Origin of the sequence: Stutzerimonas stutzeri, from assembly GCF_024448895.1 — a bacterium.
In the GTDB taxonomy this organism is placed as follows: Bacteria; Pseudomonadota; Gammaproteobacteria; order Pseudomonadales; family Pseudomonadaceae; genus Stutzerimonas; species Stutzerimonas stutzeri_Q.
This window is the reverse complement of the sequence record NZ_JAMOIC010000022.1, coordinates 34,163-48,774: the sequence shown is the minus strand read 5'-3', so window position 1 is coordinate 48,774 and position 14,612 is coordinate 34,163. Positions and strand designations below refer to the sequence as shown.

Below are 14,612 nucleotides of genomic sequence, written 5' to 3'. Positions count from 1 at the left end.
GGTTATCAGATCGCCTGCAATGTCGCTCTGCGCTTGCTTGCTGCCCGCTGTCTGGCGCGCAACTTGCGCCACCAGATAACCACCCCGGTAACCGACAGCACAGCAATCGCCACGCCCAGCAGCGCGATCAGGATGCGCCCCGGCATGCCGAGAATCCGCCCACCATGGATCGCAGGCTGCAACATGTGGAACTGCTCACCGAGGGTGCCCTGCCCCGGTATCTCCTGCCCGAGCAATTGCGTTCCGTCGCTGCCATGAAAGAACAGCCAGGCATTGCCCTGGTTGCTGTCGTGATCACCGAAACCTGCGCCATAGAAGTTGTATTCGAAGCTGTAGTACAGCTCGCCGATGGGTTCGCTCAAGCCCAGGTTCGCGGCGTGCTGCATGGCGTAATCGTAGGCGCGATGGAAGTCGTACTGGGTCGTGCCAAGCTCGTCCTTGGGCAGCCGGCCGCGTGCCTCGTAGACACTCGGCTCGACCGGTGAAAACAACGAAACCACCGGCTTGAACACCTGTTCCGGCAGGTTCATGGCGATGCTACTGACCGCCACCGGCGTGAGCAGCAGCCACAACCACAACCCACCGGCGCGATGCACGTCGTGGTTGAGCCGCTGGCGCTTGATCTTCCAGGCCGTCCGCCACTTGCCGAAAAACGGTCGACCACGAGGAAAGGTCAGCAGCAGCGAGACCAGGCAGTCGAGCGTCCAGAAGATCGCCACGATGCCCATCAGCCACAGCCCCCAGTTGCCCGGCAGCGTCAGGTTGTAGTGAAACTCCAGCATGAACGGCACGAAGTTCTGCCGGGAAAAACAGCATTCGCCCCAACGGCGGGTACCCACCAGATCACCGGTCACGGCGTCGAGATACTGCACCACCGGTTGTTCGTCATAAGGCTTGCTGGTGGCCGGATCGTTACGCGGCACCAACGCCATCAGCGCGGCATGCCCGGGTTCGTCCGGGAACTCCATGTACCAGACCTGCATGCGCGGGTTGGCCTGCTGGACCCGCTCGACCAGCGTGCCCGGCGGCAGTACCGCCCCCTCGCTGGTGGTGTGGTAGAACTCGGGATTGAGCCATTCATCCAGCTCGTGATGAAAGGCCAGAATGCTGCCCGTGAGGCCTGCAAGGAACAGGAACAACGCTGTGGCCAGGCCTATGTAGCGGTGCAATAGAACGAGGATTCGACGCATCGGAATCTTCCAATCTCAGAAACACGAAAGCCGCCGGCATCGAAGCCTGGCGGCTGGTCGCTGATACCGACGTATCAGAACTCGTAGCTGACGGTTGCCGTGACGTTTCGCTCCTCGCCCATGTAGCAATAGCCGAGGCTGGCACATGAGGCGACGTAGCGCTCGTCGGTCAGATTGTTCGCATTCAGGCGCACATCCACGCCCTCCAGCCCGACCTTACTCAGGTCATATCCAACCGAGGCGTCGAACAGCGTGTAGGACGGCACGCGAACGGTGTTTTCCGCATCGGCCCAGCCCTTGCCGACGTAGCGAACACCCGCTCCGCTGCTGAAACCATCCAGATTGCCGCCGAGAACGCGGTAGTCCAACCACAGCGAAGCCATGTGCTTAGCGGACTGCGGTGGGGTGTTGCCGCGGTTGTCCAGGGTCTCGAACCCGAACAGCGTGCTGTAGGTGGTCTGCGAGTACTCGATATCGGTATAGGTGTAGCTGCTCAGCAACCGCAGGCTTTCCGCCAGCTGTATGCGCGCCTCCAGCTCCAGACCTTGAGAGCGCACCGCGCCGATGGGGCGATAGAAATCTTCCTGCGGCAGTTTGGAGGCCAGGTTCTCTTGCTCGATGTGGAACAGGGACGCGGTGTACAGATCATCCGTGCCAACCGGTTGGTACTTCAGTCCCAACTCCCATTGCTTGCCTTCGGTAGGCGCAAGCGGGTAGCCGCCAGCGTCAGCGAAGGAATTGGGGTTGAAGGACTCCGAATAGCTCAGGTAGGGCGCAACGCCGTTGTCGAACAGGTAAAGCAGCCCGGCACGCCCGGTGAACTGGGTTGGATCGGCCTCGGTTTTGCCGCCATAGATTTCATCCTCGTCACTGATCTCCACCCAATCCTGACGCAGCCCCAGCGACAGGCGCCAGCGGTCGATGTCCACAAGGTCCTGCAGATAAAGGCCGGTTTGTTCGAGCCGCCGGGTTGAGCTGGACGACCATGCCGGGTTGAGCGTGACCGTACCGCCGTAGACCGGATCGAAAGCATCGAGGCTGCTCGCAGTGCCCGCGGTGTAGTCGACCTTCGCCTTGCGACGCTGATAGTCCAGCCCGGTTACGACGGTGTGCTGCGCGGCACCCGTGGAGAACTCCGCCTGCAGCATGTTATCGATGATCCAGGCATGGACGGTTTCGTCCGCGCCCGTATAGGCGCGCGCCAATTCCGATGGTCCGGCGCCCCAACCGGCGCTGTAAACCTGCTCACTCTCTACGGTCGAATCTAGATAGCGGAAGTTCTGCCGCATCGACCAGACGTCATTGAAGCGGTGCTGAAACTGGTAACCCAGCATCTGCTGCGTGCGATCGAACGTTTCGGCGCCGGGCTCTCCTTCGAAGAAGTCATCGGCAAGGTAGCGACCGTTACGTCGGAAGAGCGTGCCCTCGGCTGGCAGACCGCCGTGATAGCCGCTTTCCGGGTCTTTTTGCAGATACGCCTGCAGGGTCAGCGACGTATCGGGGCTGAGCTCGATGCTCAGTGTTGGCGCCAGTGCGTAACGCTTTTCTTCGACATGTTCGAACTGGGTGTCGGCCTGGTCGGCCAAGCCGATCAAGCGGTAGGCGACTCGGCCCTCGTCATCGAGCGGACCACTGAAGTCGAAGCCCAGGCCCCGCTGCTTGTTGTTTCCGACCGTAGCTTGAATCTGCCGATAGCGCTCCTGTGTAGGTTGCTTGCTCGTTAACGCAGCCAGCCCGCCCGGCAGGCTGCGCCCGTAGAGAACCGACGACGGCCCCTTCAGTACATCGATGCGTTCGAGGAAATACGGGTCGATCTGCATGCTGCTGTAGGTGCCGCTGTCGCCCATCATCTTCAGGCCATCGAGGAAGATGTTGTCGACCGAGCCGTCATTGAATCCGCGTATCGCCAGGTAATCGTAGCGATGGGTGGCGCCATAGGGATTGGTCATGACGCCCGGGGTGTAGCGCATGGCCTGGGAAACGGTCTGCGCGCCCTGGTCGTCCATCTGCTGGCGAGTGACCACGGAGACCGACTGGGACGTTTCCAGCAGGGGCATGCTGGTCTTGGTCGCCACGCTGCTGTGTGTCGCGTTGTAGCCTTCCATCTCACCGAGCGCATTGCCCAGGGCAAAGCCTTCAACCACCATCGGCTTCAGCTCGACGGCCTCGGCCTGATCGCCAGACGGCGAAGGCACCAGCGAATAGGCCCCGCGTGCGTCACGCACTGTCTGCAAACCGCTGCCACGCAGCAATGCGCCGAAGCCTTCCTCAACGCCGTACTGTCCCTGCAGGCCCTGTGACTGGCGGCCGCCGATGAGGCTGCCATCTACGGACAGCATCACCCCAGCCTCGCCGGCGAAGCGGCTCAATGCACTGGACAGCGGGCCGGCGGGGATTTCATAGCTGCGCGCCGCTTGCTGACTGGCCGATTGCGCGAGCGCCGCCGGCGCTACGGCAATGGCGGTCAACGGCAGACAGAACAAGGCGGCACGAACGGCTTGGGACAACGAAATGGAGCGGCGAAGCGGCAAGGCACTGGAGCGCATGACTCATCCTTTTTTGCAGGTGCAAAATCGTGATCGTTGCGGTTATGCCCGGCGACTTCGAAAAAAGGGAACTGCGGTCAGGATTATTTTTCGTTCGCGATTCAGGCGCCTGACTGCGCAGGTTCCAGACTGATCCACCAGGGCATCCGCCGGTTGACCTGCAGCGACAGGGTGCTGGCGAGTACATCGAGCACGCGCTCGGTGTCCGCCAGCGGGAAAGCGCCCACTACGCGCAGGCCCGCAATGCGCGGATCACAACCGAGATAACCCGAGCGATAACGGCTCAGCTCCGCGACGAAAGCGTCCAGTCGCAGGTTGTCCGCGAGCAATACACCCGTTGTCCACGCATGACGCCCAGGCTGAACGGGGCGATCAGCCTGAACATGATGACTGTCGAAGCCGACCTCCTGGCCCTGCGTCGCGGTTCGCGGCCGGCCAGCGGCGGGCCGGACTTCGACGGCGCCGTCGAAGACGCTCAGCTGGGTCACCCCATCGCGCTGCAACACGGAAAACCGCGCGGCGTCATGGGTCTTGAGACTGCCCTCGCCTGTTCGCAGCACCAGTGGACGCGGTTCATCCCTCGTCTCGATCAGCACTTCTCCGCGGTAGAGGGCGAGGTTGCGAACGCCCGATTCGAAAGCCACATCGACGGCGCTGTCAGTGTTCAACCACAGCAGCGAGCCATCCGGCAGACGCCTGTCGCGTACCTCTCCGACCGCAGTGCGCTGGTCTGCCGTCCAGCTGCGCCAGGGCATGGCGCCACCCGCCAGCGCCAGAACGCCGCCTCCGAGTATTACCGATAAGGTTTTCATGGCCTGGCGCCGATTCGGCTGCCGTTGCAGCAGCGCACTGGCCTGTGGACCAAAGGGGTCGCTGGCCAGCGGTTCGAAACGGCCGCTGATCTGCTCGACCCGCTGCCAGGCCCGTGCATTCGCCGGTTCGTCGAGCCAACGGCGCCAGGCCTGACGATCATATTCACTGACGCTTTCCGACTGCAGCACGGCGAACCACTGAGCCGCGGCCTGCAGAACCTGATAATCGAGCCTCACCTAGTCATCCTCGATCAGGGTCAGGCAATGCAGCATGGCTTGCGCCATGTACTTCTTGATCATTCGTTCGGACACTCCAAACTCCACCGCGATGGCCGCATAGGTCATACCGTGCAGCTGCGAAAGGAGAAAGGCGCGCCGGACCTTCTCCGGCAGCCGCGCCAGCATGGCGTCGACCTGCATCAAAGTTTCGACGACCAGCGCCTGGGCTTCTGGCGAAGGTGCAACGGCTTCGGGTTGAAGCGCAATGGCTTCCAGATAGGCCTGTTCGATCTGCCTGCGCCGCCAATGGTTGATCAACAAGCCCCTGGCAATGGTATGCAGGTACGCACGCGGCTCACGAATAGCGTCGAGCGCATGATCCTTGGTCAGCACCCGCACGAACGTATCTTGAGCGAGATCAGCAGCTCTTTGACTGCAGCCGAGTTGCCGGCGCAACCAGCCGTTCAGCCAACCCTGGTGCTCGACATAGAGCCGATGCACCAGCTGCTGTTGATGGACCATGCCCTCGGTTGCCATGAGTGTTGCCCTTCGTTTTCGAGTTGCTAATGCTAACGCTTCTCATAAACGTAAAGCTATGTTCCATTCAGCATGCTGCAACAGTCTGAAGCTGGACTAGGCTTGGGGAGTAACAGCCTCAGGAGTCCAAAGATGAACCACCTCATGCACCTCTGCACGGCGGCGTTGCTTGCAGCCGCAGCGCCGGCTTTTGCCCTGGACATGCGCCCGGGGCTATGGGAAATGAGCAGCGATGACATTCAACTGAACGGCACCGAGATGCCGGGCATGGCGGAAATGGTCGAGCAGATGAAGGCCTTGCCGCCCGAGCAGCGCAAGATGATGGAGGACATGCTCGCTGCGCAGGGCGTGGGACTCGGCACTGCCGGTGTTCGCATGTGCCTGAGCGCCGAGCAGGTCAAATCCCGCGAGTTGCCATTCCAGGACGAGCCGGGCTGTCGTCAGGAGGTCAGTGAACAAACCGACAGCCTGTGGCGATTCAGCTTTGAGTGTCCTGATGCGAAGGGGACAGGCGAAACCCGGTTGATCAGTGATCGGGAGGTCGTCAGCGTAATCGACAGCCAGTACCGGACCGGCACTCAGGAGGGCAGCAGCCGCATGCAGTCACGAGGACGTTGGCTGAGCGATGATTGCGGAACGCTCAAACCGCGAAACTAGCCTGAGGTTCCACGTGGAACCCCCGTGAGCCCTATTCTTCAGCCCACTCACCGCTGCTGGTCTGCTCACAGGCGGGTTGCAGAAACCTCGCATCCGACGCGACGCCGTAATAATGAATGTCCTGCCGATACGGCATATTCGACACCTGAGCGTTGCGGCAGACACCAAATGCGCCAGCAGGACACTGCTCGACAAACGTCACTTCGACTTCCTGGCCCGGCAGTTCCGGCTGGCAGAACCCCGAGCGGAACAACTCGGCAGGGATGGTCCGGTTCTGCTGACAGACCTTCACTTCAATACGATCATCCTGGCTGTGAATGACGCAGCCCTCGGCCCATGCGTCGGAAGCCACGACCAAAGCCAACAGAAAAAAACCTATAGCGCGCATCTCGAATCACCCTCACCTGTCCGCCGCGGACTCTAGCATGCAGGCCGTGAAATCGCTTTCCTCCGGCTGCCGGGATGCGCACCATAGCCAGATGCTTAGTCAAATACCTACTAACCTCATTGGTGGCCCCCTCGGCGCCGGCAAGACCAGCCTGATTCGCTCGTTGATGGCGCAAAAGCCCGCAGGCGAACGTTGGGCAGTGCTGATCAACGAGTTCGGCCAGATTGGTCTGGACGCCGCGCTCCTGAGCACCGATGACACCGGTGTCAGCCTGGCCGAGGTCGCCGGTGGCTGCCTGTGTTGCGTCAACGGCGTGCCTTTTCAGGTGGGCTTGAGCCGGTTGCTGCGAAAAGCGCTGCCGGATCGCCTGCTGATCGAACCCTCCGGCCTGGGCCATCCCGCAGAGCTGCTTTCGCAACTGGCCGCCCCGCCCTGGCGCGGCGTGCTCACGTTATGCCCAAGCGTGACCGTACTCGACGCAGCTGCGCTGGCGCGTGGCGAAGCGTTGCCCGCCAGCCAGCTGCAGGCGTTGCCACTCAGCGGTTTGCTGCTACTGAACAAGAGCGAGGGCCTGACAGAGACCGATCGCGTGCGGATCGCCGCCGAATTGCCATTGATACCGCTGCGCTGGACCGAGCAGGGTGAGCTGCCTATCGGCCAACTACCGGGGCTTGAATCTTCGGGCGGCCCAGAACTCATGCAATCCGCTCTGCCGCCCGTTACGAGTCCGCCGCTCGCTGGCGTCTGGCTGGACCCGGCCCAACCGTTCTGTCAGAGCCAGGGCAACGATGACGGATGGAGCATCGGCTGGCGATGGCACCCAAGCCAGCGATTCGATCTTCAGCGGCTCGCACAACGTCTTGGCGCCCTTGGTTGGCGGCGCGCCAAGTTGGTCATGCAGGGAGCCGAGGGCTGGTGTTCAGCCAATGCGCTGGCCGGCGATGCGCTCGCATTCAAACCTAGCGAATGGCGAAAGGATTCCCGTCTTGAACTGATCTTCAACGATCCGCAGGACGCCGAAATGCTCTCGGCCTCGATCCAGGTCTGCCGACTCTGACGCAGTGCCTCAGTCGTCGCGCCGACGCCAGTCATCCATCTGAATGATGCGACCTGGCTCAGGCGGCTCACGGTAAGGGTGCGCGTCCATTTCGATGGGCCCCGGGCGGCCGCCGAACATGACGATGCTGCCTTGGTGCCGCTGATCACCGGTCACGGTGAATTCGAACCCGTAAACGCGCGCAAACCGGCGCTGGCCTCGCGTGTCGCGGATCAACGCGAGCCGGCGGAACGCAACATTGCCGTCCAGCAGCTCGACATCCATCTTCTTGCAGTGCCGACGCACCGCCGTCAGGGCACGCTCGCGTATGCCGTGGGAATGCCAGAACCAGGCGGCAGCGGTCATCAGCAGCAGAAAGATGAACAGATTGCCTAGCGTCACCACCGGCTGTACCCCGCCGCCGGCCGCCATGAAAAGCGCCGACACCGGGCAGAAGCCTTAGCCGCGTATAGACAGGCGCCTCTGAGCTGGCTGCTCAACTTTCCAGCCAAACGTCGCGCGCCCAATGCCACACCGATTCCCAGCTCTCCTCGGTCATCTCGTGCTCGCTGCCGTCGAACAGCTTGACCTCCCCTTCCAGATCAACGACGTAGAAGTCCGGGCCGTCCTGGCAGATCGGCAGCAGATCGCGCTCCACGCCAGCATCCCAGGCATTGGCCGCGACCTCTGGCAGATAAGTATGCGATTGCGGATCCGCCGCGGTGACCGGCTCCAGGCGGCCGTAGACAACATCGCTGACCAGGAGCAGAAACTCGCGCAGGCCGAACGGCAGATTGATCAGCAGCTCCTCTTCCACCTCGACCAGCCGGTCATCATCCGGCAATTCCAGCGGCACGGGCACCGGCTCATTGAGTTCACGCAGTTGCTCGATCACTTCTTCCATGACAGTCCCCCCTCTCAGTCGTCAGGAAAGCGCCGTTTATACAAGCCCCTGCATTGGCTAGCCAGTGGCAGTCGCGCTAAAGTGGTTGCCGCTCGAAGATCCTGGTGCGCAATGCCTGCCAAACGCAGCGCCTGACAGCCCCGTCGGCACCAATGAGCGCGTGCAGGTCACACCGGCCGCTCGAGTTCGAAGCAGGAGATATTTTGCAATCCATCGAAGAACACGACCGGCTGGCGGCTGCGTTGGCACAGTGTGCCAACGAGCCTATTCATATTCCCGGTGGTATCCAGCCCCATGGCTTCCTGTTGGTACTGCAGGAGCCGCAGCTGACTGTCATCCAGGCCAGCGAAAACGTCGCCCAATGGTTGGGTGTCGAGGCAAACTCCCTGCTCGGACGACCGCTGACGGAACTGATCGGCACCTGCGGCTTTGCCGAAAGCCTGGCGTTGCTGGCTGACGACGATCACAACCCGTTTCACCTCAGCGACATCAAGTTCAGCCTGCCCGAAAGCAGTGAGCGCCCATCGTTCGCCCTCTTGGCCCATCGCTACAAGGGTCAGCTGATCGTCGAGTTCGAGGCGGCTAGCAGCTCTAGCAAGGCATACGACACCCTATACCCGTTGATGCGGACCTTCGTCGTGCAGTTGCAGGAGGCTCAGGAGCTGGACCTGATCTGCAAACTGGCGGTACGCGAGGTCAAGCGCATCACCGGGTTCGGCCGCGTCAAAGCCTACCGCTTCGATGCCCAGGGTAACGGTCTGGTGCTTGCCGAAGAGGCTGATGAGGGCTACCCACGATATCTCGGCTTGTGCTTTCCCGCTTCGGACATCCCGCCCCAGGCGCGCCAGCTGTACTGCAACAATCTGATTCGCGTTATTCAGGATGCCAACTACCAGCCCTCCCCGCTGGTTCCTGTGCTGAGCCCCACCACGGGTCAGCCGCTGGACCTCAGCTTCGCCTCACTGCGCAGCGTCTCGCCGATCCATCTGCAGTACATGCGCAACATGGGCACCCTCGCCTCCATGTCGATTTCCATCGTGGTGCAGGGGCAGCTTTGGGGAATGATTTCCTGCCATGACGCCGAACCCCGGCCAGTGAGCTACCAGACCCGCACAGCCTGCGAGCTGCTCGGTCGCATTCTCTCGCTGCAGATAGAAGCCAAAGAAGCAGCGGTGCTGGCCCAGCGCAAACTCGAGTTGCGTCGCCAGATCGTCGAACTGTTGTCGGCAATGGCCGATCGCGACAGCGTCATCGAAGGGTTCAAGACGCTGCCCTCCGTAGTGCTTGGCTTCGCAGGTGCCTATGGCGCTGCCATCGTTTCCGGCGACCACCATGAAGTGATCGGCGAAACGCCACCAGCCGAATTGCTGACCAGGCTGACGCAATGGCTTTCACAGCAGCCTGAACGCCTGGTGTTCAGCAGCGACTGCGTTTCCCGCGACATCCTTGCTGTGCCGGAGTTGGCCGAGCATTGCGCCGGACTGCTGGCGATCTCCATTTCACGCCTGCACCCGCATTACCTGCTGTGGTTCCGCCGCGAGCAAGTCAAGACAGTGGACTGGGCAGGCCAGACCGACAAGCGGATCGACCGCCACGGCGCGCTTTCGCCGCGCAACAGCTTCGACAGCTGGCGCGAGACGGTTCGCGGTTTCGCTCAGCCCTGGCAGGAAGTGGAACTGGACGGGGCTCTGGAACTGCGCACGGCGGTGTTGGGTATCGTCCTGCGCAAAGCCGAAGAAATGGCGCAGCTTGCCGGCGAACTGCGCGAAAGCAACAAAGAGCTGGAATCGTTCTCCTACAGCGTTTCCCACGACTTGCGCGCGCCGCTGCGGCACATCGCGGGCTACACCGAGCTGCTGGGCGAACTCGAAGGCAGCAAACTGAGCGACCGTGGGCTGCGCTTTCTCGACAACATCGGCGACGCGGCGCGCTTTGCCGGCACGCTGGTCGACAACCTGCTGAGCTTCTCCCAGATGGGTCGCGCAGCCTTGCGCCTTTCGGACGTCAATCTCCATGCGCTCGTCGAATCCATTCGTCAGGAGATGGCTCCGGATTGCGAAGGCCGGCAGATAGAATGGCGCGTCGCCCCGATGCCAGTCGTGGTGGCCGATGCTGCCTTCATCCACATGGCGCTGCGCAACCTCATATCCAACGCCATCAAGTACAGCCGCAAACGCGAACACGCGATCATCGAGATCGGCGCGGAAGAGCGGCCTGAGGAAATCATCGTCTTCATCCGGGACAACGGCGTGGGCTTCAACATGCAATACGCCAACAAGCTGTTCGGCGTATTTCAGCGCCTGCACCGGATGGAAGAATTCGAAGGCACCGGCATCGGGCTGGCCAGCGTACGCCGGATCATCGAGCGTCATGATGGACAAGTCTGGGCCAACGGCGAAATCAACCAGGGCGCGACGTTCTTCTTCTCGTTGCCCAGACTGAGCTATGCGACTCCCATTTAGTACAGGACCCTAAATGCTCAAACCCATTCTGCTGGTCGAGGATAATCCTCGAGACCTCGAACTGACCCTGGTGGCGCTCGAGCGCAGCCAGCTGGCCAACGACGTAATCGTCATGCGTGACGGTGCTGAGGCGCTGGACTACCTGCTGCGTCGCGGCGAGCATGCCCAACGCGCCGACGGCAATCCAGCCGTGCTCCTGCTGGACCTAAAATTGCCCAAGATCGACGGGCTGGAAGTGCTCAAGACGGTTCGCGAAACCACCGAATTGCGCAGTATCCCGGTCGTGATGCTGACGTCTTCGCGAGAAGAACCGGACCTGATGAAAGCCTACGAACTCGGGGTGAACGCTTATGTGGTCAAACCGGTCGAATTCCGAGATTTCGTGACGGCCATTTCCGACCTGGGTATTTTCTGGGCTGTGCTTAACGAACCGCCACCGGGCTCGTTAAAGCTGCAGCGCCAGCGCCGAGACCGCAAAGGCGAAGAACAGCCGAGCTGAAACGCCGCGGCCCCAACCCTTTCGAAAGCAGCGTCCTTTCGAGCAGTGTGATATCCGCGACAGGATGGTTATGCCGGCGACAACACCTATCAGCGTCCTGTTCATCGAAGACAGTCCCCACGACGCAGAGCTTGCGCTTCTGACACTCGAACGAAGCGGCTATGCCATCGATGTCGAAGTGGTCTATGACCAGCCGGGCGTCAGCGAGGCGCTACAGCGACGCAATTTTGACCTGATCCTTTCGGATTTCATCCTGCCCGGTTATTCCGGTAGCCAGGCACTGCAGGAAGCCGCGCAACTGGCACCTGATACGCCATTCATCTTTCTCTCCGGCGTGTTCGGCGAAGAGCACGCCGTCAACATGATGCGCTCTGGCGCCGTCGATTACGTACTCAAGCAAAACCTCGGCTTCCTGCCCAAGGCCGTCGAGCGCGCGCTGGGCGAGGTGCAGGAGCGTCGCGGCCGCTTGCGCGCCGAGACGGCTTTGCGCGAAGTCGAGGTACGCGCGCGGCTGGCGATCGATGCCGCGGGGCTGGGCATGTGGGATTACGAACCACAAAGCGGCTCGATGATCCTCGATCATCGTTGTCGCATGATGTTCGCACTGTCCGATGACGCGCCAGTGGATATCAGCGTCTTCGAATCGCTGTGCCACCCGGACGACCTGCCGCGCATCCGGGAAGAGCTGTGGGGCGCCATCAGTCATGACGGGGACAAGGATTTCACCGTCGATTACCGGATTCAGTTCGACGATGGCCGCATACGCTGGGTCGAAACCCGTGGCCAGGGCTTCTTCGAAAAAGGCGTGTGTCAGCGCTTCATCGGCGTGGTGATGGATGTCACCGAACAAAAGCTGGCCACCGAAGCGCTCAAGCGCATGAACGAAACCCTTGGCGAGCGCGTGGAAGCGCGGACCCGCGAGCGCGACCGCACCTGGGAACTGTCCCGCGACCTGCTTGCGGTGATGCATTTCGACACGCGCGTACTGGCCCTGAACCCGGTATGGGAAACCACCCTGGGCTGGCCGCGGGAAAAGCTGCTCGATCAGCCGCTCTGGGCGCTGGTCCACCCTGATGACCTCAACGCGACCTATGAAGAAACCGAGCGGATTCGACGCGGAAACGTCACCGACCGCTTCGTCAATCGAATGCAGCACAGCGACGGCAGCTATCGCTGGCTGTCCTGGACTGCCGTTCCCGAAGCCGAAATGCTGTATGCCGCCGCGCGTGATATCACCAGCGAAATCGCGGCGGTGGATCGCCTCGCAGCGGCCAACCGCGAGCTGACCGAGCAGATCAAGGAGCGCGAGCGCATCGAGGCCACGCTTCAGCAGATGCAACGGCTGGAGGCGGTCGGCCAACTCACCGCCGGTGTCGCCCACGACTTCAACAACCTGCTGACCGTCATCCTCACCAGTGCCAGCTTCCTGAAGAACGACCTGGAGCGCGGCGCGCCGGTGGAAAAGTCACTGAGCCGACTTCAGTACATTCAGGAATCGGGCGAACGGGGCGCCACGCTGACCAGTCAGTTACTGGCGTTTGCCCGCCGCCAGCAGCTGGCGCCCAAGGCCGTCGACCTCAACGATACGCTGGTCGGTCTGCTCAGCCTGTTGCACAGCACCCTGGGTGGCGCTGTCACTATCGAAACGGATACCTGTGGCGGGCTCTGGCACGCACTGGTGGATCCGACGCAGATCGAAATGATCATCCTCAATCTGGCGATCAACGCACGCGATGCTATGGGCTCGAGCGGTCGCTTGGTTCTGCGCACCGAAAATGCCGTAATCACTCAACCTGCGCTGAGAGCGGAAGAGCCGGGGCCCGGCGAGTACGTCGTGCTGTCCGTCAGCGATACCGGATCGGGCATGAGCGCTGAGGTCCTGCAGAAGGCATTCGAGCCGTTCTTCACCACCAAGGAAGTGGGCAAAGGCTCAGGGCTCGGCCTGGCACAGGTATTTGGTTTCGCCAAACAGTCCGGTGGCGGCGCCTGCATCGAGTCCGAGGTGGATGTAGGGACAACGGTGAAGGTCTATCTGCCCCGCGCGCAGGCACCGCAACGACCCGTCAAGGTGCCTGAATTCGATCCAGGCACTCCCATGGGCGATACCTCCAATACGGTACTGCTGGTCGACGACGACAACAGCGTGCGAGAGGTAACCGCACAGATGCTGGCCAATCTCGGTTATTCGGTGATTCAGGCCGACAGCGGTCGACTGGCGCTGCAGATGCTGGCTGAAGGCACTCGCGTGGACCTGCTGCTCGCCGATTTTGCGATGCCAGGCATGAACGGCGGGGAGCTGGCGCGCGCCGTCCTGTCCCGCTATCCGAAATTGCCGGTGGTGTTCATCACCGGCTATGCCGAACTGGGCGAACTGGGTATGGGCAGTTCGACGATCATCCAGAAGCCGTTCCGTGAAGAGCAGCTCGCCAGCAAGGTTCTCAGCGCCATCGCCGAAGCGAGCGCAGTCTGATGACATCCATGCGTCAATGGATTCGCGAGACGAGCGCGCCCTGGCATGAGCAAGTCGACGCCGCATACTCCCGCTTCGACCTGAGCAATCGGCATGACTATGGCGGTTTTTTGCGGGCGCACGCCGCGGCCTTGTTCGGCCTGGAAGCGGCACTCGAACAGGGCGGGATAATTCACCTGCTGCCGGATTGGCCCGCACGGCGTCGAAGTGCGGCATTACGCGAAGACCTGCGGTCGCTGCAGATCGCGCTGCCGGCACCGCTGAGCCTGAAGCCGTGTACTGACGAAGGCTGGTACTGGGGCGTTGCCTATGTGCTGGAGGGCTCGCGACTGGGCGGGCGCGTGCTGTCTCAACGTGTTCGCAACGGCGGCACGGGCTCCCCGCTGCAGTATCTCAGTCACGGCGAAGGAGTCCCGCTGTGGCCGCGGTTCCTGGAGCATTTCGAGCAGCGAGCCGAGACGACTGACCGCGATCAGTTGTTGGCCGGCGTCCAATTGGCGTTCGAACAGTTCCTGAGCGCCGCAGAACAAGAGTTGCGCGTTCTCGCAACAGCACAGCCCTGACACTACCCCGCCATTATCTGCACGGTGTCTGCCCAAGGACGGTCGCATGGTCACCGAACAGATCCGCGAAAACCATGTTCCGGCTTTGAACAGACCCCAGCGCCGCTCACTCGATAATCGCTGCCGCCGGCAAGGCGCGGACAGCTAAAAAGTCTCGCTGGAATGAACCGTCTCAACGTGAGGCTTCGCCGAGCCGATCTGCCAGTCGCCGCGCTACGCCACCGGGGTCGCGCTGATGCCAGAAGCGTAGATGTGGTAGACGACCAACTGACGAGCGCCCATTCATCCAGTTTCCTGACAGCAATAGCGCCCGGTCCTGTAGTAGGTCG

General features: G+C 61.8%; 13 protein-coding genes. 6 read left to right on the top strand and 7 right to left on the bottom strand.

Features of this window, described 5'->3' with window-relative positions:
* Positions 1–5: 5 nt before the first annotated feature.
* From NA619_RS20565 to NA619_RS20550, 4 genes are all read right to left on the bottom strand, one after another.
* Positions 6–1,190 carry a PepSY-associated TM helix domain-containing protein gene (locus tag NA619_RS20565; RefSeq protein ID WP_255963675.1) on the bottom strand — a complete coding sequence of 395 codons (1,185 nt, stop codon included), beginning with the start codon at positions 1,188–1,190 and terminating at the stop codon, positions 6–8.
* Positions 1,191–1,264: 74 nt separating this feature from the next.
* A complete protein-coding gene (locus NA619_RS20560) occupies positions 1,265–3,736 on the bottom strand; it encodes a TonB-dependent siderophore receptor (protein ID WP_255963674.1) in 2,472 nt (823 codons plus the stop codon).
* A 101-nt stretch (positions 3,737–3,837) separates the two neighbouring features.
* Positions 3,838–4,785: a FecR domain-containing protein gene (locus NA619_RS20555; RefSeq protein WP_255963673.1), complete on the bottom strand. Its 948-nt coding sequence runs from the start codon at positions 4,783–4,785 to the stop codon at positions 3,838–3,840.
* Positions 4,786–5,304 (bottom strand): sigma-70 family RNA polymerase sigma factor, encoded by a 519-nt coding sequence (locus NA619_RS20550; protein WP_255963672.1) that lies wholly within the window; start codon positions 5,302–5,304, stop codon positions 4,786–4,788.
* A gap of 132 nt (positions 5,305–5,436) precedes the next feature.
* Here NA619_RS20550 and NA619_RS20545 point away from each other — a divergent pair, with 132 nt between their 5' ends.
* A complete protein-coding gene (locus NA619_RS20545; RefSeq protein WP_255963671.1) occupies positions 5,437–5,961 on the top strand; it encodes a DUF3617 domain-containing protein in 525 nt (174 codons plus the stop codon).
* A gap of 31 nt (positions 5,962–5,992) precedes the next feature.
* Here NA619_RS20545 and NA619_RS20540 read toward each other — a convergent pair whose 3' ends face one another.
* Positions 5,993–6,349: an NADH:ubiquinone oxidoreductase gene (locus tag NA619_RS20540; RefSeq protein WP_255963669.1), complete on the bottom strand. Its 357-nt coding sequence runs from the start codon at positions 6,347–6,349 to the stop codon at positions 5,993–5,995.
* A 91-nt stretch (positions 6,350–6,440) separates the two neighbouring features.
* Here NA619_RS20540 and NA619_RS20535 point away from each other — a divergent pair, with 91 nt between their 5' ends.
* Positions 6,441–7,406 (top strand): CobW family GTP-binding protein, encoded by a 966-nt coding sequence (locus NA619_RS20535; RefSeq protein WP_255963705.1) that lies wholly within the window; start codon positions 6,441–6,443, stop codon positions 7,404–7,406.
* 9 nt (positions 7,407–7,415) lie between these two features.
* On the opposite strand, the gene NA619_RS20530 is transcribed toward NA619_RS20535, so the two are convergent.
* Both NA619_RS20530 and NA619_RS20525 read right to left on the bottom strand, forming a co-directional pair.
* Entirely contained in the window at positions 7,416–7,790 is a 375-nt protein-coding gene (locus NA619_RS20530; protein WP_255963704.1) for a DUF3301 domain-containing protein, read from the bottom strand.
* 91 nt (positions 7,791–7,881) lie between these two features.
* Entirely contained in the window at positions 7,882–8,289 is a 408-nt protein-coding gene (locus NA619_RS20525; RefSeq protein ID WP_255963668.1) for an SMI1/KNR4 family protein, read from the bottom strand.
* A 203-nt stretch (positions 8,290–8,492) separates the two neighbouring features.
* Here NA619_RS20525 and NA619_RS20520 point away from each other — a divergent pair, with 203 nt between their 5' ends.
* From NA619_RS20520 to NA619_RS20505, 4 genes are all read left to right on the top strand, one after another.
* Positions 8,493–10,751, top strand: coding sequence for an ATP-binding protein (locus NA619_RS20520; protein WP_272891851.1), 2,259 nt, complete (start codon positions 8,493–8,495; stop codon positions 10,749–10,751).
* A gap of 13 nt (positions 10,752–10,764) precedes the next feature.
* Positions 10,765–11,250, top strand: a complete 486-nt coding sequence (locus NA619_RS20515; RefSeq protein WP_255963667.1) for a response regulator — start codon at positions 10,765–10,767, stop codon at positions 11,248–11,250.
* A 70-nt stretch (positions 11,251–11,320) separates the two neighbouring features.
* Entirely contained in the window at positions 11,321–13,720 is a 2,400-nt protein-coding gene (locus NA619_RS20510) for a response regulator (protein WP_255963666.1), read from the top strand.
* A complete protein-coding gene (locus NA619_RS20505) occupies positions 13,720–14,283 on the top strand; it encodes a biliverdin-producing heme oxygenase (RefSeq protein ID WP_255963665.1) in 564 nt (187 codons plus the stop codon). Before NA619_RS20510 ends, NA619_RS20505 begins: the two co-directional genes overlap by 1 nt.
* Positions 14,284–14,612: the final 329 nt, after the last annotated feature.